This is a genomic window from Moorena sp. SIO3A2 (genome assembly GCF_010672265.1).
Lineage (GTDB): Bacteria > Cyanobacteriota > Cyanobacteriia > Cyanobacteriales > Coleofasciculaceae > Moorena > Moorena producens.
Map to the genome: position 1 here is coordinate 432,398 of NZ_JAAHHC010000011.1, position 18,444 is coordinate 450,841.

18 protein-coding genes, 1 tRNA gene and 3 pseudogenes are annotated in these 18,444 nt (G+C 41.0%); 9 read left to right on the forward strand and 13 right to left on the reverse strand.

Annotation, left to right across the window (positions count from 1 at the left end; genetic code table 11):
* Positions 1–121: 121 nt before the first annotated feature.
* Both F6K64_RS15815 and F6K64_RS15820 read left to right on the forward strand, forming a co-directional pair.
* On the forward strand, positions 122–670 hold the full coding sequence (locus F6K64_RS15815) for an NYN domain-containing protein (RefSeq protein WP_008188389.1): 549 nt from the start codon (positions 122–124) through the stop codon (positions 668–670).
* A gap of 81 nt (positions 671–751) precedes the next feature.
* A tRNA-Glu gene (locus tag F6K64_RS15820) sits at positions 752–824 on the forward strand.
* Positions 825–1,045: 221 nt separating this feature from the next.
* Here F6K64_RS15820 and F6K64_RS15825 read toward each other — a convergent pair.
* The 8 genes from F6K64_RS15825 to F6K64_RS15860 all read right to left on the reverse strand — a co-directional run bounded on the left by F6K64_RS15825 (position 1,046) and on the right by F6K64_RS15860 (position 12,151).
* Positions 1,046–2,725, reverse strand: coding sequence for an ABC1 kinase family protein (locus tag F6K64_RS15825; protein WP_287247537.1), 1,680 nt, complete (start codon positions 2,723–2,725; stop codon positions 1,046–1,048).
* 145 nt (positions 2,726–2,870) lie between these two features.
* Positions 2,871–4,934 (reverse strand): GAF domain-containing sensor histidine kinase, encoded by a 2,064-nt coding sequence (locus F6K64_RS15830; RefSeq protein ID WP_008188387.1) that lies wholly within the window; start codon positions 4,932–4,934, stop codon positions 2,871–2,873.
* Between the two features lie 647 nt (positions 4,935–5,581).
* Positions 5,582–6,520: a hypothetical protein gene (locus F6K64_RS15835; protein WP_287257103.1), complete on the reverse strand. Its 939-nt coding sequence runs from the start codon at positions 6,518–6,520 to the stop codon at positions 5,582–5,584.
* A 1,300-nt stretch (positions 6,521–7,820) separates the two neighbouring features.
* On the reverse strand, positions 7,821–8,513 hold the full coding sequence (locus F6K64_RS15840; RefSeq protein ID WP_008179908.1) for a PilZ domain-containing protein: 693 nt from the start codon (positions 8,511–8,513) through the stop codon (positions 7,821–7,823).
* Positions 8,514–8,895: 382 nt separating this feature from the next.
* Entirely contained in the window at positions 8,896–9,108 is a 213-nt protein-coding gene (locus tag F6K64_RS15845) for a HetP family heterocyst commitment protein (protein ID WP_008179910.1), read from the reverse strand.
* A 759-nt stretch (positions 9,109–9,867) separates the two neighbouring features.
* Positions 9,868–10,014 carry a hypothetical protein gene (locus tag F6K64_RS15850; RefSeq protein ID WP_154659682.1) on the reverse strand — a complete coding sequence of 49 codons (147 nt, stop codon included), beginning with the start codon at positions 10,012–10,014 and terminating at the stop codon, positions 9,868–9,870.
* Positions 10,015–10,163: 149 nt separating this feature from the next.
* Positions 10,164–10,577 (reverse strand): PilZ domain-containing protein, encoded by a 414-nt coding sequence (locus tag F6K64_RS15855; protein WP_044492299.1) that lies wholly within the window; start codon positions 10,575–10,577, stop codon positions 10,164–10,166.
* 185 nt (positions 10,578–10,762) lie between these two features.
* Entirely contained in the window at positions 10,763–12,151 is a 1,389-nt protein-coding gene (locus F6K64_RS15860) for an RNA-guided endonuclease InsQ/TnpB family protein (RefSeq protein WP_008179915.1), read from the reverse strand.
* 319 nt (positions 12,152–12,470) lie between these two features.
* Between F6K64_RS15860 and F6K64_RS15865 the strand changes: the two are divergent.
* Positions 12,471–12,621 (forward strand): annotated as a pseudogene (locus tag F6K64_RS15865) (transposase); the annotation flags it as partial.
* Positions 12,622–12,948: 327 nt separating this feature from the next.
* Here the strand turns inward: F6K64_RS15865 and F6K64_RS15870 are convergent.
* From F6K64_RS15870 to F6K64_RS15880, 3 genes are all read right to left on the reverse strand, one after another.
* On the reverse strand, positions 12,949–13,422 hold the full coding sequence (locus tag F6K64_RS15870; RefSeq protein ID WP_008179916.1) for a hypothetical protein: 474 nt from the start codon (positions 13,420–13,422) through the stop codon (positions 12,949–12,951).
* Positions 13,423–13,450: 28 nt separating this feature from the next.
* Entirely contained in the window at positions 13,451–13,711 is a 261-nt protein-coding gene (locus F6K64_RS15875; RefSeq protein ID WP_287257238.1) for a hypothetical protein, read from the reverse strand.
* Between the two features lie 90 nt (positions 13,712–13,801).
* Positions 13,802–14,158: an ISAs1 family transposase gene (locus F6K64_RS15880; protein WP_287257237.1), complete on the reverse strand. Its 357-nt coding sequence runs from the start codon at positions 14,156–14,158 to the stop codon at positions 13,802–13,804.
* Positions 14,159–14,239: 81 nt separating this feature from the next.
* On the opposite strand from F6K64_RS15880, the pseudogene F6K64_RS15885 reads away from it, so the two are divergent.
* A pseudogene (locus F6K64_RS15885) lies at positions 14,240–14,845 on the forward strand (helix-turn-helix domain-containing protein); the annotation flags it as partial.
* A gap of 185 nt (positions 14,846–15,030) precedes the next feature.
* Positions 15,031–15,513 (forward strand): annotated as a pseudogene (locus F6K64_RS15890) (transposase); the annotation flags it as partial.
* Here F6K64_RS15890 and F6K64_RS15895 read toward each other — a convergent pair.
* Positions 15,433–15,711 carry a transposase family protein gene (locus tag F6K64_RS15895; RefSeq protein ID WP_502708040.1) on the reverse strand — a complete coding sequence of 93 codons (279 nt, stop codon included), beginning with the start codon at positions 15,709–15,711 and terminating at the stop codon, positions 15,433–15,435. The pseudogene F6K64_RS15890 and the gene F6K64_RS15895 sit on opposite strands and share 81 nt — an antisense overlap.
* Before the next feature lie 332 nt (positions 15,712–16,043).
* Here F6K64_RS15895 and hemJ point away from each other — a divergent pair, with 332 nt between their 5' ends.
* The 4 genes from hemJ to F6K64_RS15915 all read left to right on the forward strand — a co-directional run bounded on the left by hemJ (position 16,044) and on the right by F6K64_RS15915 (position 17,789).
* Positions 16,044–16,625, forward strand: coding sequence for a protoporphyrinogen oxidase HemJ (gene hemJ, locus F6K64_RS15900; protein WP_008179923.1), 582 nt, complete (start codon positions 16,044–16,046; stop codon positions 16,623–16,625).
* 205 nt (positions 16,626–16,830) lie between these two features.
* Entirely contained in the window at positions 16,831–17,178 is a 348-nt protein-coding gene (locus tag F6K64_RS15905) for a hypothetical protein (protein WP_008179925.1), read from the forward strand.
* 34 nt (positions 17,179–17,212) lie between these two features.
* The gene (locus F6K64_RS15910) at positions 17,213–17,383 is read left to right on the forward strand and encodes a hypothetical protein (RefSeq protein ID WP_154659683.1); all 171 of its coding nucleotides are present in this window, start codon (positions 17,213–17,215) and stop codon (positions 17,381–17,383) included.
* A gap of 13 nt (positions 17,384–17,396) precedes the next feature.
* Entirely contained in the window at positions 17,397–17,789 is a 393-nt protein-coding gene (locus F6K64_RS15915; protein WP_008179929.1) for a hypothetical protein, read from the forward strand.
* A gap of 386 nt (positions 17,790–18,175) precedes the next feature.
* On the opposite strand, the gene F6K64_RS15920 is transcribed toward F6K64_RS15915, so the two are convergent.
* Positions 18,176–18,418 carry a DUF4327 family protein gene (locus F6K64_RS15920; protein WP_070395448.1) on the reverse strand — a complete coding sequence of 81 codons (243 nt, stop codon included), beginning with the start codon at positions 18,416–18,418 and terminating at the stop codon, positions 18,176–18,178.
* Between the last annotated feature and the right edge of the window lie 26 nt (positions 18,419–18,444).

Below are 18,444 nucleotides of genomic sequence, written 5' to 3' on the forward strand. Positions count from 1 at the left end.
TTTGCTCAATCCTTTTGCCTTTTTCTCAAGTGCAATTTATACTAATATAAAGAAATGTTAAATTTATTCTGGCCAATATGAGCAGTCCATAGGGACTGTAAATAGTATAATCCCATGGAAAATGTCTTGTTCTTCACCGCTGGCTATTTTACTAGTTGATGGCTATAACGTCATTGGCTCTTGGTCTTTCCTGAAAAATACCCGTGATCGTGATGGTCTGCTGAGTTCTCGCCAAGAGTTAATTGAGACCCTAGCCAATTACAGTGCCTTTGTTGGCTATGACACTGAGATTGTCTTTGATGCTCACTCACTCAATACCCCTAACAGTCGTGAGGTGATAACTAATAATTTATCCGTTTACTACACCGATTTCGGGGAGACAGCAGACACTTACATCGAAAAATTTTGCGCCTCCTATAGAACCAACCTTGTTCAACCAACTAAACGTCTGATCGTCGCTACCTCAGATCGGGCACAGCAATTGACTGTTGTCGGGTATGGTGCTCAATGCATGTCTTGCCAGCAGTTGCTCAGCGATGTTGAATTCACAGCTCGTCGAACCCGCCGCAAATACCGACCACAGAAATCCTCTCGTGGTCGTTTTTTAGTCAATTCCTTGGATGCCAAGGCTCAGCAGCGCCTAGAACAGTTGCGAAATAGTATCAAGTAAGGGGAGTGGAAAAAAATTTCCTGATCAAACACTTGACACAAACCAAAATATCCACTATTATTATAAAAGTGAAATCAATAAGCCCCCATCGTCTAGAGGCCTAGGACACCTCCCTTTCACGGAGGCGACAGGGATTCGAATTCCCTTGGGGGTATATAAGCAAGAAAAAAATACAAGAGTAAGCACTCAGCTATCAGCTATCAGCTTAAGCGCTACGCGCACGCTACGCGAACAGCTTTTTAATAAAAGAGGTAAGCATTGGTTTAATCTGAGTTAAGTCTGCTGACGGCTGACCGCTGACGGCTGAGCACTGACGGCTGACGGCTGAATGCTTACATACAAGAATTAAAGGTAGGCGATTTAAGATATGATTGCCTACCTTTGGGCTAACCTATCCAGTCTTTCTCTAATGGCTAAGTTAATCAGAGAACGCAGCAAAATCAAAAACCAGAATGCGGAAAAGGCAAAGGCGGCTATCGCCCATCCACTATAAGGACCTGATAGGAAAATAGTACCGGCTACCAGAGTAAATCCAGTTAAACAAGCATAAATTAGGCTTTTTAGAGCAAGGGTGATCTGCTTGAGAGTGCGATCGCTTTCTACAGAACGCACCCGCAATTGTAACTCTCCCAGCTCGAGCCGCTCTTCTAAGCGTCGAATTGCTAGTTCGGTAGCGCTAGCCTTACGTAAGTTATATTTCACAAAATCCCTAGCTTGTTTAGCTAGTTCCCCCACTATATTCCCCCGCCCTTGAAAAACAGCCAGGCTTTTAACAAAAGGCTCTGTAGCAGCTAACAAATTATACTGGGGATCTAGGGAACGAGCGATCCCATCAAGAGTTGTTAGTGACTTTAATATAAATGTCAGTTGTGCTGGTAGGCGAAAAGGTTGCTGCTCAAACATTAAGTAAAGTTCGCTACTGATTTCCTCAAAAGCTTGTAATTCTATGGGCTTTTCGGTAAATTTTTCCAGTAGGAAAGCAACTAATCGCTTGACTGGCTTGAGATCTGACATGGGTTCAATTAACCCCATGTAAGTTAAACTATTAACGACCTGATCAGTGTCCTTACGCAGTACAGCAAAAAAAGTCTGGAGCATTTGGTCTTTAGTCATGGACTTGACCTCCAGCATTGTGCCAAAGTCATAGAAAATCAGACTGCCCTCTGCAGAGACTGCCATATTTCCAGGATGAGGGTCAGACTGAAAAAAGCCATCTTGTAATAACTGCTTGAGGTAGCAACAAATTCCCAGCTGAATAATTTCTTTAGGATTTATGCCTAGGGATTCCAGGCTCTGACGGTCATCAATTTTAATCCCCGGCATATACTCCATAGTCAAAACTTTTTTAGTTGTATATCGCCAGTAGACTTTCGGGACACTAATACGAGCATAATTGCTGAAATTTTGACGAAAACTCTCAGCATTCTTCCCTTCATGGATGTAGTCAATTTCTTGATAGAGCAGGTTAAAAAACTCATGGGTGATGGAATCCAAATCATATTTTCTGGTTCCCGGAACAAATCGATTGACAAAACGAATCAATCGATGGATAATCTCAAAATCTAGGTTAAATAGCTTTTCTAAGCCAGGACGCTGAACCTTAACGACTACATCTTCCCCGGTGTGCAATCGGGCTTTATGAACTTGTCCCAAACTCGCAGCGGCTAGAGGAAAATGCTCAAAATCCCGATACAAACCATGAATGTCGTGACCCAGTTCTGATTCAATTAGAGTTATAGCATCGGTTACACTAAATTCTGGGATCCGATCTTGTAATTGCGCCAAGGCATTCACATATTCTAAGCTAAGTAAATCAGGGCGTGTGGATAGTGCCTGCCCAATCTTGATGAACGTTGGACCTAAGTCTAAGAGCTTTCTAACTAACCACTGGGCTCGACGATTTCTTTGCTTGGGGGAATTATTAGCCGATACCTTGTCCCACCATAAATAAACCATAAACTGCGCTGCCGCAGTAAAAATATCGATCTGGCGAGCCAGGGGAGAATAGTTAGGTTGTTGCCAACGTGGTGGCTTGGGCGCATCAGTTGTGAGCATACTCAGCTATTCATAGTTACTCCTATTCAATCCGGGAGTATAAATCAGATCATATCCACTTTAATACCTATTCTTCCCAGTTAGTCTTCCGAGCTATTAGTCATTAGTGATTAGTTTTGCCTTCTTACTTACTAATGACTAAGTTTTACATAAAAGATTGAACCTGGGGCAGAGTAATTGTGAAAGATACCCGAGAGGTGCGAGGAGTGTCAGACGGGCCAGTGGAGACATCTACTGTGCCATTGAGATGCTGCACTAAGCATTTTACTAGCGCTAGACCCAAACCAGTACCCTGAACTGCTCTTTGGGTCATCCCCTGACCGCGATGGAATTTATCAAAAATATGTCTGAGGTCTTCTGGAGAGATGCCCTGACCAATATTGCTCAAACTCATCACAATCTGCTTCACCGATTGCTGGATTTGCTCAGTTACCTCGATCACCACTGTAGTATTTGGGTGAGAATACTTGCCAGCATTGGTTAAAAGTTCCAGCAAGATACGGTTAAGGCTCTCAGCGTCGGTGTTGATCAAGAGCGATGGTAGTGAACTATTGATTGTTAAGGTTAAGCCTTTCTGCGCCCATTTGTACTCAAAGGATTTAGCCAAGTGCTTAATCATCGGCATCAGGTCAATTCTTTGCAGCTGCAGTTGGGACTGGTCAGATTCCAGCTGCTGTAGACTCAACAGGTCGTTAATTAGCTCAATTTCTTGATTACACTGTTGCTCAAGGATTTCTAGATATTTGGCACGACGCTCAAGATCAAGTTTGGGTTGACGTAACATCCGAATCGCTAGACTCATGGCAGTCAAAGGTGTCCGCAACTCATGATTCATGCTACTGAGAAATTCGTCTTTGAGCCGATTTAATTCTTTTAACTGACCCATTTGCTGGCGAGTTCTTTCGTATAACTCTGCCTGAACTTTCAGACTATGTTGTAACTGAGCCGTGCGTTCTTCAACAAGGGATTGTACTTGCTGGAGAGTCTGATTTTGGATAATAGTGCTACTAACTTGTGTACTGACCCACTTGACCAAGTTGATTTGATTTTCTAGCCAAGGGCGAGGTTGACTATTTTGCAAGACCAAGAACCCCAAAACCTTAACGGATAGCAAGCCATGATTATCTGCCCCAACCAGAGGACAGATCAGTAACCCTGGCAATAGGACCTGATCTAGGAGTGAGATGCTCTGGTGGTCAGCTTTACCAATCGGGTGATCTGGTCTATGGGTAATGACTATCGGTTCAGGGGCTTGCTTGAGAGCCTGTTGGTACCAAGAACACTCAGAAACTGGGAAGGATTTATTTAACAGTGCGTCGCCTTTTGAAAATAGATCAGTAGTAGAGGTTTCCTGTAACCATTCACAAACGACTGTCAGATCATGTTTTGGTGAATGCTGTCCTGGTACAGTGCAACCAAGGGGATTCGTTTCATCTAAGAGTAGCAGTAGTGCCCGTGACACCTGAAGTGCTTCAGCAACAGCCGTGGTAGCTATCTGGAAAATCTCCAGGAGATTGAGAGAGCTATGCATCACTTGACTCAATTGGTTGAGCAGAGTTTGGTCTCGAGTAGCCGCCTTCACTTGGTGGGTTAGCTGAACTTGAGAAATTGCTACTGATACCCATTGGGATACAACAATTAACTGTTCTTGCTCTGTCTTTGTCCATTGGTAAGGCTGGGCTTTTCCTAAAACAATTACCCCGTTGACTACAGACTGAAACTTTGTGGAGGTCTTCAGTATTGCCCTGGCAGATAGCACTTCTTCACCCAAATCTAAGTTAGACCAAGCATCGGATTTTTGCCAATCTGAAATTGCCAGTACTGAGTCACTGCCTAAGTCATCCTCTGTGGTTAAGAGTTCCAGCAGTTGCACTGGATTTTTGTAGTATCGGTGTTCTGGGTCGAGGTGTTGATCAGCACGCCACCAGGCTAGTTGGGGTGTAGTGCTAGGGTTAGCCAGCCCCCCAATTAAACAGCTATCCACCTGAAAACTCTCTCCTATAGCCTTGGCCAGCATGGCCAACAGAGTTTGCGTTTCTGAGGTATTTAGTATAGTCTTAGCAATTTGTTGCCCGATCTGAGCTAACTCTGTCGGGTAAGGCATGAGTGAACCCTGATGTTCCTGGCTAAAGGTTGGTTCAAATGTACCTGAGAGACGGGACTTGATGGAATTTACTCTTGGGGCAAAAATCGCGCTTTCTGCATCCATTATGCTAGTTGCACAACTTGTGAATACTGGTCTTGACTAGAGCAACTGTTAAAACAGTAATCTCGCTAGGATTAGTGTTCCCGGCATCAGAGTGCTTTTGATCAAGAGATTGGAGTTTTTTACGACAACCGACCTACACACCCGTTCAATCATCACTGCTGGTTAGAGGAGAAGCTGTGGGTCGGTGGCACAACTTGCATCATGTAATCGTCACAGTTGAGTTAAACTCGTCCCCGGTGAGCTTGACCCGTAATTAAATTCGCTTTAGGTGCGCGCCTCCTAGGCCGGGTTCCCCGGCCTAGGAGGCGCGCCTATCGGCAAAGCCGACGCGGGGCGCGAACGGGCGCGCACCACGATATCAACAATGGTTACTGCTCGAAATTCGTCTACCCAATTAATTCTGATCGGTAGATTGGATGAGGGCTTGTTGGAGTTTCGACCTAAGGCACAGAGCGTAAAAATCCCAAAAGGCGCGTGCCTCTGAGTTGGGTAGACTAGTAGTACCTGGAAACCCAGGAGAGAATTGAGAAACTCCAGATATCTCCCCTGGGATTGAAATAGATTCACTTTGAACACCTTAAACACCTTGAGCACCTTTTTATACCGTTTTTTAAACAAAACTGATTTAAAACTTCAATTCAACACTACTAGGAGCGCTTCTTTCTAGCTTGTTTTTGAGCTTCCTCACTGTTTTTTCGATAAAGTATAACCCGATAACGAGCTATCTGGTAGCGTTGGTCATCAGGTTTTACCGTCTCCATTAGATTTGATGCCCGTTCCCACTTAGCTGCCACATCTAACCATTGAGCTGAGGTTTCGACACTTTCACCTGCTGCCGCTGCTTCTTGAGCTAGGCGCATTGCTTCAGTAAAGGGGTCCCGAGTAAAGGGGGGGTCTGGATTACTAGAAGATCCCGATGAAGAAGAATTGGCTGGGTCTTTTGCCGAATGGTCGGCTTGAGTTGGGTTTAGGGATTCGATTTCCCTCCCAAACCAATCATTCAGTAACCAACCTACTAGGATCAGGAATAAACCCAAACCTAACCCAATCACAACACCTTGCCGCAATCGACCTTTTTTACGTAGTTGACTGTAAGAAGCTGGCGGTAAGACCAGTTGCTGACTCGGTAGTTTTTTTTGGCTCAGTTGACGGGAAAATCCTGGTGTTAGAGCCAGTTGCTGGCTCGGTAGGTTTTGGCGATTGTTGAAGGTTTGAGCCAGTTGCTTGAAGAAATTTGGCCTAGTAAGGGTTATGTCTTCGTACCACAACAGCTGATTGTCTGGGTCACGGCTAATTTCTTCTAACCAGAGTAATTGTTCCTCTCGCACGATGCGGCTGTTGATCCTGACACGACGAATGTTACGCGGTGAAATTTCTTCCAGAATTTCCTGGATTTGACTGACTAGAATCGATTGTTCCAGCTGTTCCGGTTTTGCTGCTTCACACAAAACTTGCAATACGCCATCAGCCAGAATGGCTCTAGTTCTCACCCCAAAATCGGCTAATCGTTCATTCAGTGTTTGAATAATTGCCACCACGCTACCCTGGTGGGCTTGTCTAGCAATATCTTCCATGGTACCAGACATTTTTTTTAGCTATGACATTGGATTAGTGTGTTTGACTTTACTTAATATAGTTTTTCCCTTTAGAGTACCAGGATCTTCCATTAGTGCATGTATTGTTAATTTTTCTTGCCCCGTGGAGACCACTGCTAAAACCCAGGTGGATATAGTAATTATCAGAATCATGAGGTACACAGTTTTTTTTATTCCCCCTACCAGTCCCGGAAAACCATACTCGATCAACTCTCCCGGTGCGCTTACAGTCGTCGAATTAAATTCCCATGGTAGTGCGCGACCCAAGGCCGGGTTCCCCGGCCTTGGGTCGCGAAATACGTTCTCTAATATTTCCATTTTCTTCTATTTTTAAGGCTTTTTGAAGTATTGTTTTTTGCTGTCAGATAATTTTTTGCTGGCATATTTCCTATTATTGGGTTATTTATTAATTTTTATTATACCAATTTAAATGCCGAACAGCTTAGCATCGGAATTGTTTACAACTTGCATTTGCCTCAATTAACTTTCTTCCCATCCCCCCATGCCTCCATCAATGTTTACAATTCAGATGTAAACGGAAAAGCTATTACCAGGTTACTATAGCAATCCTAAATCATTTGTAAAATCACTGGACTTTTTAAAAACTAGCTCCAACTCCTGTTCCTTCGGGTGCATCTCATATTTGTAAAAAATAAGGAAAGTGTGGGAAGTGTGGGGCGGGGGCGCGGGAAGTGTGGGGCGGGGGCGCGGGAAGTGTGGGGCGGGGGCGCGGAGATTTTATTATAATTTTTGCCTAATTGCATGCATTGAGATGCACCCTGTTCCTTCTGCCTTCTGCCTTCTGCCTTCTGCCTTAAAGCAGCCCATTTCTTTCACGAATCAGATAGGATTGCTATAGGTTGCTAGGTTAAAGGTTATCTTCTGAACCTTGGCCTTTCGGCCACGCTACGCGAACAAGCAAACAAGCTTCAACCTGGAATTTCTACCTGGTGTGTTCATGTTCGAGTATGGGTCAATAGTTAACTGATTATTTTGTATTTACTTTCTAAACTAATTAATACCATTAAGAAATCCCCTGCCTTCAGGCAGGGGATTTAACCTAAGTGCTCATATCTATATTGTAGCTAAATAATGGCACATCCTCACTAAAATTAATAATTTTAAACTAAATTAATTGCTATAACTAAAATGATTAATTTTTAACAACCCCCATTGGTTTATCAGGAATTTTTTGTGAAAATAGGGCAAATAAAAACAGAAAGCTTAAGTTCATAACCTTAACCCTTAATATAATCCTGCCAAAATAGATAATTAATCTAACTTGGTATTATTACTCTAGGTGACGACATGGGATCAGAAATGTAGCACCTAATAAGACCAAACTAGCCATTGTTATTGGCTCAGGAGCAGACTCTAAATCATCAACACTCACTAAAGATTGATTAAACTTAAATCCAATCGGATGCTGCCTAGGAGATTGCTCCCAGCTGAAGCTAGCTTCATCAGTGGGATTTTGACTTGCTACCCAAGAGATACGATCATTAAGACCCTCCAGCAAAATACTGAGAATAGAGCCTGGTGCAACGGTTTGACTACTAGCTGACTGAGCAAGTGCAGAAACTATACAGGCAGCAGCAGCAAACGTTTTCAGTAATACTTTGAACTGAAAGTGATTGCTGAAGATAAGTTGTTTCCGTTCTAATAGTGTATTAAGCTTGACTGGTGAGATATCTAAAAACTTCACTCCTGCTTCATATTTAGCTGGTGAATCTAAACCAATTTTCCTTTGCCAGGCAATTTTCACCATAGAAGTAGCTGTGTAACTTATTCCTGGTAAGCAGAACTGAATTTTTTTATGCTCCCCAGTTTTTAATGGTTTGTTAATGTAAATTTTGCCACCGCCTTGACTCAGATTAACTACTAAATCATTTTGATCTGAAATCAGTCCTTCTATCTGATAATTTAGTAAGGTGATATGACGCGGAAATTTCCTACGCTCTTTGAGTAAATGAGTGTTAGTCAAATTAATCTCCTGAAAGATAGGTGTTAGGAGTTAGGAGTTAGGGGTTAGGGGTTTGGTGTTTGGGGTGCATCTGTTACTTGTAAATCTATAACTAAAGGAAGTGTGGGACCCAGGCGCGGGAAGTGTGGGGAGGGTGGGGAGAGGGGGAGATAGGGGGATTTTTATTAAGGGTAATTGTCATAACATGATATTAGTCTTCTATTGTCCTGAGTGTTTTTGCATGCATTGAGATGCACCCGGTGTTTGGTGTTTGGTTAATGGTTAATGGTTAATGAGTAATGGTTTTAGTACTTAATGCCTGATGGTTAATACCTAATACCTAGAGTCTAGAGCCTAGGATCTAGGATTTTTTAGTAATTTTTTATTTTGGTTGTCTTGATGATTAACACCTTTTGAGAATTTTTGATGGTTGAGAGGATGCAGTTTTATTCCGGTTGCCTAAGTTATAGTTTTGTTTGATTAACCGATTGTAAGTTCGATAGGGCATATATTGCAAAGGATTGTAGCCAGAAAACCGTAATATCAATACACAAGCCCAGGAATACTTGCCAGAAATAATTGCTTCTATAACTTGATTTAATTGTTCAGTACTCATAAATCTATCTATATAAAGGTAGATGCAGCTAAGCAAAGGGTTTACTTCACTTTAGCAACTCCTAAGGAAGTTGTGCTAGGTGAAGTGCTGAAATGATAGCAGATGGTAAGATTACCGATCCTGCTGTGTATAAATCTATTCTTTCGAGCATAGGTTTGCGTTTAGGTTTGCGTTCAGGTTTGATTTAGTAGGATTTATGTATGTTTATGTATACTTTTTTTTTTGGGTATATGAGCATCCAAAAAATGTTATAATTACTCATTAAAAACAAAATTTAAAGTCCATTAAAACTGCCATGAACCTTGACAAAGTCCATGGCAGTTAACTTATTGGATACTAGAGGGGCGACAAGCGCCCCTCTAGGTTAATAAGTATAAATAACTAATCAGATAATTCCAATTTCTGTGTAGGCTTGTTATAAATATAGCGTTTATCACAGTTATGAGGTACAGTATTCTTTGAAGCTGATTCCCTGTTAGGTGCGCTTGACCTTGGCGAATTAAATTCGCCACGGGTCGCACCTGAAGATGCAGCGCATCCCTATTACCTATTACCTATTACCTATTACCTATTACCTATTACCTATTACCTATTACCTATTACCTATTACCTATTACCTATTACCTAAAATACCTAAATTGTGTACCTCATAGCTATGATAATTGCTATACATACTGTTTCGTGGTAATAGCTAATCGGTAATTCCTTGGTCAATTCCCAATTTCCTTCTTCCCAATTACCAGTAAATCATCTTTAGCCTCAATCACTGAAAATGGTATAATAGTTGAAGGTTGACTGTTCTTGATGTTCACTCCTGATCAGCAACTTGACAAAGCGATGCAGTGGCTCATGGGGGGGGACTTCCATCAGCCACTGCATCAAGACATCAACTATCTTTGATTGCAACTTATACCAAGTTGAATTAAAATTAATACTTAAAATTAATACTTAAAATTAATCAGTAGTAACTGCTTGCCCTATTAATCATTAACCCCATCACCCGTCATCTGTTCAAATGGTAATATCTTTTCTGGAAGCGCAATTTAGTATGAGGATTAGGTAGAGCAGGTGTTAGAAGTCTTAGCCGGATAATTTTTTAGTAACTTATTCAGCTGAAGTTGAGGCGTTGAAATAGGTGTTGCTGGCAGACCCAAAAGACAATCTATACTTTCTGGTGAGACTGTTGTAAACTGTAAACCAGCTCTATAGTTTGCTAGGGAATTTCCTCTAGATTCTTGGCACCACATGACTTTAACTGTAGCATTCACTGTGTAATTTTGTGGCCAAAAAAATTGTATTTTTATAACTTGACCGACTGGGATAGCTTTTTCACTGTAAATGGTGCAACCTCCTCGACTAATATTAACGACTGGCTGACGAGCTGAGAAGAGACCAGCCAATCGATAAGAAATGGAAGTCTGTTGGCGAGGTGATCTTCTTTTTTCTTGCATGCTGCTGGCATTAATCATACCCTTGACATTGATTAAGTAAAACGTTTGCCTGTCTTGATGCAAAGCGCGAGTGGGGGTTTACCCCAAGACCGCTTAGGTGCGCTTGACCCGTAATTAAATTCGCCATGGGTCGCACCTCTGCATCGCTTTTATTTGTCTTTATTTGTCCATTGTCTCAACCCCAGGTTTATGCTATGGTTCATCTATCTGTTTGACTCTGTATGGTTTTTGTATGAGTTTAAGAAGACTTGACACTCCCCGATCATTAGACGCGGGGATTCTGCTGACAGATTAGACTGTGGTAGCGCCCACAACCTAATTCTCGCTACGGTTGTCAAAGACCGTCTACCCAGTCGGCTTAAGTCTATACCTAGCTTACTGGCTACTTTTCTTAAAATATTTGCACTACCATTTAGATCCGCATTTACAACTGAATTATCGCCACTACGGTAAAGACCACGCTTAATACGCTTTCCTGATGCTTTCCACCCATTTGGTTTTTCGCCAAATTTAGGCAGGGAGTCTCCATCAAGGTAACTAGCTTTACTTGTGTAAGCTTCTTCAGTTACTTCTAATCGAATCCCATGGATTTCACACAATTGTCTTAATCTGTCTTTGAGTTTGCCAAGAGGTATTTGAACAAAATTTTGGTTATTCAATCGCCCCATATTAGCATTACTTTTTAAACCTTCGTTCCATCCCAAGACAATCGTATTTATACCGTATTTTAAACAGTGATTGATAATTAGCTTAGCTGCTTTATTGATGCCGTCCTTAATGCGGTGGTTACGCTTCCGAGTTACTCGATCAAGCCAACTATCCCAATAGCCTTGTGGTTTACCCTCTTTTCTGCTTGACACCTGCTTGTTCCAGTATTGGTTAAAAGCCTTCATTGCACGGGCATCAATCAAAAACGAATTGCCTAGGGTGTCAACACACGCTGCTAAATTATCAGCGGTTCCAACATCTATACCTAATGCTTCATTGCTGGCTAAATTTCTCTGGTTGTTCTGAACTGGGATTTCATAAGACACTTCTAGATAGAAGACGCCATTTTTGGGGAGTATAGTCCATTCCTTTATTTTTCTTCCTTTTAAATTACTTGGAAAAGGCAAGGTAAAATTCTTAATCCCAAACCAGCGCCTAACAGTCAAACCAAGATAAAATTTAACCTGTCCATTAACTAGTTTTGGCTTTTGACCACCTGAATTTGGATAAGTAACCTTGAACATCTTTGAGCCTTTTAAGTAGCTGGGAGGTTTTGGTCTATGTTGCAACTTTCCCTTGAACCATAGGTCTCTTAGTTTTTTGTAAGACTTAAATGCTTCCGTGACACTTAATAGTGTTTGTTGGGCTGGAGTCGAAGGAAGTGACTTAGATATCTTTGTTTTTCCTACACTTGGTTCATAGATTAAGTCAAATTTTCCAGTCAATATTAAACCTGTCTTGAAAAATGTTTGACGAGCAAAATACACCCCCATATTATAAAGCTTTCCTGACTGTTCACATAAATATTCCAAGATTGCCTTTGTTTCTTTATCCGGGTACAGCATTATTTGCTGTACTCCTATGCTCTTATTAGCTTGAGCCATTATATATCGTTAATTATTCTCGTTATATCGATTAGAATCTACACTGGTAGCGACATTAAATTCCGATAAACTTGTTTTTTTAAAAAAAGCTATAAAAATTAAACTTAAAATTTACTTATCTAGTCCATTTATCCTAGAAAATAAAAATTTTAATAAAGTATTTATCTGCAAAAATAAAGATAATTTAGCCACATTTTTTCAAAATTATTTACAGAAAGATATGGTAATTGTAAGTAGAAAAATATTAAAAATTTATCTGTATAAATATATCATCAAAATGCGATTCACCAGGTAGTCATAGCTTTGAAAGGTAGATTTGAAAGGGAGAAGTGCTAACTACTTAATAAAAGAGTTTACCGATCTTAATAAACTTCCATCTTTCTGGACAAACAGTTATTTTTTTAAGGGCAGCGGGGAAAGTAAGTACTGAAACCATTCAAAGGTACATTAACGATCCTCATCACGGTTAGCTTACTAGGTGGCTTTAGCAGGGTAAGCGCAAGAATCAATAAGCTGTGGCTTATTGATAAAAAAACGGGATCATTCTCAACAAATTAACTCTATTGCGAGTAAAGTTCTACGAGATTATAGGGGTTTCGAGCCACGAGCAACCGATATCCGACCAATGCACATGATGAGCCATTTTTTCTTGCGCTTACCCTGGTGGCTTTAGCCACTAGGTGGCATTCCTCCCCGGTCATTAGACACCAGGGCTGTTTCATTCTCTAGAAAATAGAAGATAATCAGATATAATTAATCTTAAGTACAAAAACTGAGGATATATCTCAAATTATGGCTCATTGTCTTGATGCAATAGCGAGTGGGGGAAACCACGGCAGTCGCTCATGGGGGAGACCACGGCAGTCGCTCATGGGGGAAACCCCCAAGACCGCGCTGCCTCCCCAAGACCGCGCTGCCTCCCCAAGACCGCGCTGCATCGCTTCACTGATTGCTGCCTTGATAGAATCAAAGCCATGTGCTCGAAGAAGAGTTAAAACCCATGTTTTGAGCAAAGATAAGTTTAAAGGAGCTTGTCCTGACGTTTGCGGACTAATATCTTCTTCATAGATGACGTCTTTTACCCAAGGTCGAGAATTTTCAATGAGCCAATGTCCTCTAATTCCATTGGCCAAACCACGAGATAATGGTGGTTTTGAACAAAGATAATAACTGATGCTTCTATAAGTCTCATTTCCACGAGTTCCACTGCGTTTGAAGTTACCGTAAGGTAGTGGAGCCAAAATCTGCCAAGTTTTAACCCTTCTATGCATAGCCTGCCCACCATAAAGGCTCCACTACCTAAGGTTTCGTCTCAGAGACTTTAATCACACAACCAGCTCCAATCCATTTGGGGTCAAGGTTTTCGGGTGGATCAAACACTTCAATAAGACGATAAGTATTACGGTTTCTAGTTTTTTCATAATGGGTCACTTTTTGTCGTGGTGTAAGCTGGTTTGATTCCGTTTCTATTTGTTGATATAATTTGGGTTGATTTTTTTTGACTTTAACTAGATAGTCATTCCCTGACTCGACGATGGCTGCCAGAGTTTTTTTTGACAATGAAGAGCATCAAAACTAAAAACTACGGAGATGAAACCTTGAACAGTGGAGCCTTATTACAAAAGATTTAACCCTTTTCTGCATAACCGATCACCCATAAAGGCTCCACTGTTCTACGGGAACTTCAAAACCTGTTAAATCTAATAAGTCAATTAATTCTCGAACGACGTAAATTTCGCTTTCCTGTTTGTTCGACATCATTTTTACCCCTAAGACTAATCTTCTTTGATGAGCAAAAGCCGAAACACAACTGATCAAGTTTTGTTTCGCGTTATCGTAGTTACTAACAGTATTTTTGAGGCTCTTCCCATCTATGGATATCCATTCTGAAGAGGGAATAACACCATAGTGTTGACTCCATTTATTAAATACAAGTTGGAGTTCTTCGTAATCTAAATTAACCATGACTCTTCTGAGCACTGAATAAGAAGGAACACGAGCATGCATGAATTTGAAGTCTATAGCAACCCTAAATAGCTTGTAACAGATATAATATAAATATTACTCTTATTATACAAAAAATAAAATATGAATATTATAGATGAATTATCAAATTTTATTAATCAAACAATAGAGCCCAAAGAAATTAAAAGAGCCATAGCAGTTAAAATGATTCTCCAAGGAAAATCTTATCATGATATTCAAGAATTATTACAAGTTTCTCATGGGTTTATTAGTAAATGGAAAAATCAAGCAATTTTTGAGGGTGTAGACAGTTTAAAACTTAAATATAAAGGAAAAAAAAGTTACTTAAAACCCGAAGATAAAGTTAAAATAATTCAGTGGCTTAAAAAAAAAGACTATCTGATATTATCAGATTGAAAAAATCATTTACTTCATGAATATCAGGTGGTGTATAAGTCTGATCAAAGTTACTATTCTTTATTCAAAGAAGCCAAAATAAGTTGGAAAAAGACTCAAAAAAAGAATCCAGCAAAAAATGAAGATTTAGTGGAAGCAAAAAAAGCGATGCAGCGCGGTCTTGGGGGTTTCCCCCATGAGCGACTGCATCAAGAAGAAGAAATTGAAAATAAATTAGAAAACTGGCACTCGGACATAAAGGCACTTAAGCTTGCAGTGTTTATGATTGATGAATGTCATCTTCTCTGGGGAGACCTGTTAGGTTATGCTTGGGGAAGAACCAGGGTAAGCGCAAGAAAAAATTGCCCATAATGTGCATTGGCTGGATATCGGTTGATCGTGGCTCGAAACCCCTATAATCTCGTAGAACTTGATTCTCAATAGAGTTTAATAGTTGAGAATGAACCCAGTTTTTTCTCAATAAGCTACAGCTTATTGATTCTTGCGCTTACCCTGGGGGAAGAACAGATAAAAGAATACAAGTCCCTATTAAAAATCAAAAAGATAGACAAACATATTACGGAGCATTAGATTATCAAAATCAAGAATTTATAATGAAAGAGTATTCGGCGGGAAACACAAAAAACACTATCAATTTTATCAACTATTTACAACGCCAAAGACCAGGGAAGAGATTAGCTATATTTTGGGATGGTGCCAGTTATCATAATTCTCAAGAATGGCGAGAATATTTAAGTAAAATTAATCAAGATTTATTAGAAGAAGACTGGCTAATAACTTGTACAAAATTTGCTCCTAATGCTCCGGAACAAAATCCGGTAGAAGATATTTGGTTACAAGGAAAAAGTTTCTTGAAAAAATTTTATCATATTTGCAGTTCTTTTAAAAAAGTAAAGTGGTTATTCAAGTTTTTTACTGATGGTCAAATATTTGATTTTCCCAAACTTTTTAAGTATGGAATTTTGCCACAACCTATTTAGGATTGCTATATTAATCAATTCCCTTCGATGACGTTCCACAAATCTACCTAATTGTCGATAACCCCAATAACCACTCATCATTCCCATAATTATGATTAGAAGCACCAGCCAGAGAGGATGACGAAGACCATGAGGATCTCGATGATCAGGTATTTGTTTGAGATAGTCGATTAAGCTTTTTTCGATGATCCATGGGATATAAGGGAATTTAGCCCGGTTTTTCCGGCTATTGCTTCAATATACACCTTTTTGCTCTATAATGAAACAGCCCTGGGTCATTAGACACGGGCTTTCCTGCTACCTAGATCTTTATGAGATAATCGTAAGCATTTAGCGATCAGCTCTGGTCTACTAAGCTTTTGAAGCCAGGAAAACTTAGGCATTTGGCTGAGGACAGTGAGTACATGATTATTCCTGGGACTTCCCTCAAGAAGCTGATAGCTGATACGCGACACGCGCTATAGCTGAAGTCATGAGGGTAGACACTGCTGAGCTGCATGACGCTGTTGTAATAATGGAGGACACAATCTATGGCTTATTTCTGGTTCAAGGCGTTTCACTTCATTGGTGTAGTGGTTTGGTTTGCCGGTCTGTTTTATCTAGTGCGTCTGTTTGTCTATCATGCAGAGGCTTCACAGGAGCCGGAACCTGCCCAAACCATTCTCAAAAATCAGTATGAGATTATGGAAAAACGTCTCTATCACATAATTACTACCCCAGGTATGGTGGTAACGGTAGCGATGGCAATTGGTTTACTGGTCACAGAACCAGAAGTGCTCAAGCAAGGTTGGTTACATATCAAGCTGGCTTTTGTAGCCCTTTTACTGGTCTATCATTTCTATTGCGGTAGGATTATGGGACAGCTGGCTGCCAATCAATGCAGTTGGACTGGTCAGCAGTTCCGTGCTCTCAATGAGGCACCTACTGTCTTACTGATGGTAATTGTTTTACTGGCAGTGTTTAAGAACAGTTTGCCTACAGATATTACGTCTTGGTTAATTCTTGCGATGATTATAGCAATGGCTGCCTCAATTCAGTTGTATGCCAAAAAGCGGAAGCGGGACAAAGAGAAAAGCTTGGCTACCACGTCCCAAGCAGAGCCTCAGCTTTGATTATCAGCTTTGATTAATAGTCATTGGGGACCGATGTTAGTCCCCACAGGAAAGTATAATAAGGGCTTAATGTTTTTGCCCTGGAAGTTTACCGTTAACCGTTGACGTGAACTGCATCGGCTGGGTCACATGTTTTGTTTATTTTTACCGACTTAACTTATCAACCACCATTAACAAACAATCCATAACATCTTAAAGTTGCCTTATGTCCGCTATACCACTTAAATTAAATCTTAATGATGGTTCGGTGTCTTTTCCATTCACCGCCGATGCTGCCAAAAAATTGCAACGTCAGCTTTACCAACTGATGCAGAGTCTGAAAGCTGCTGCTCAGGTATCTAGTGGTGGTAGACCCAAGCCTCAACAACCGATGGAGTACCAATTTACTGGGGATGTCTTTCTTGAGATTTTCTGCAATCCCAATATCTATCCTTCTCCGTTTGCTGCTAAAGTCTTAATTACCCTCAGAGATGATCGCATCCGCTTGAGTACGGAAGCTGAACTGACTCGTGTAGTAGAAGATGTTAACCTGTATTTGGAACAAGTCAGCTGAAGGCTGGGGTGTCATTTCCAGCAATTGTTGTCCCGTGACATCCTGCCTAATGTCTCTCAAGAAACTAAGGTCAGAGGCAACAGGTGGGATAGGGGCAACAGACGGAGATGGTGAAGATGGGGAAGAATTTGTTAACCGTTTCGGCTCTTCCATAGCAGATGCACTGCACGTCCGTGGGACGTCCTTAAGAAAAAATTTATGGTAAATCGTTAGTATAAATGAACTCCAACAATCTCCTGGAATTACTGCAAACTGGGTTTCGCGCCTCCTTGGGGGCAACAGCCTCTTTCGTTGAAACCCTGCAAGACCCTCAAAAGCGTGAAGAAAGTCTGGCTCAGTTTCAGTCAGATTTCAATCAACAGGTGACTGAGTGGGCGGAAAAAGGAGAGACTACTGAACTTGAAGCCCGACGTTTTATTGAGCAGATGTGGAATCAACCAGGTAATCCCGTGGGTACACCGACAACTGGTACCTCCAGTGATCCTGCTGCAGCATCATCTAGCAATCCTGTTCAGTCCAATGCACAGGATGATATTGAGGAACTGACAACACAACTTGCTGATCTTCGTAAGGAGTTAGAGGAATTGCGTAAATCAGACAGTAATAGTTAGATTGAAATAGTTAGATTGACACGGAGCGTGAAAAAACTCAGGTCTGAGTGGGAGACTAAAGTGGGAGACTAATAGCCTAGAAATCAACCACGGGAAACAGAAACTCCGCTCAATCTCTGACATTTCTGTTCCCATCTAATGGATTTACCCACTCAGGGCTGAGATACCATCAACTCAAGGCTTTTGATTACAAATGGCAGCTTTGTTACTCCCCAACACTATTCCCTGAAGTTTGCTGATATATACTCAACCGCTGACGGTTGCCCAACCCATCTAGTAAGTCACTATAGCCTTTATCGGTGGCATTGATGGGGTTTTGTTAGTTACCTACTCGATCGCACTTTTTTGTCTTAGGATCAGCTTCTATGCCGTTTGACTGAGGTCGCTTAGTCATTTTCCCATTGTTGAGAACCGATCAGGTCAGCAATACGGTCTCTTAGCAGGAATTCGCACTGCTCTAGCTCACACTCCACACACAGCCATTCTCGAGCTGGAATATATTGGCAAAGAACGTAAATGGGCTGTTGACGACTGACAAATCCTTTATCCACTAAGCGACGTGCTTCGTCTTGGATCACATCGATTGAATAACGGATAGAAGGGGTAGATGGCACTGTGTTAACACTCATGGATATCTTATCAGCTTGATCTAAAA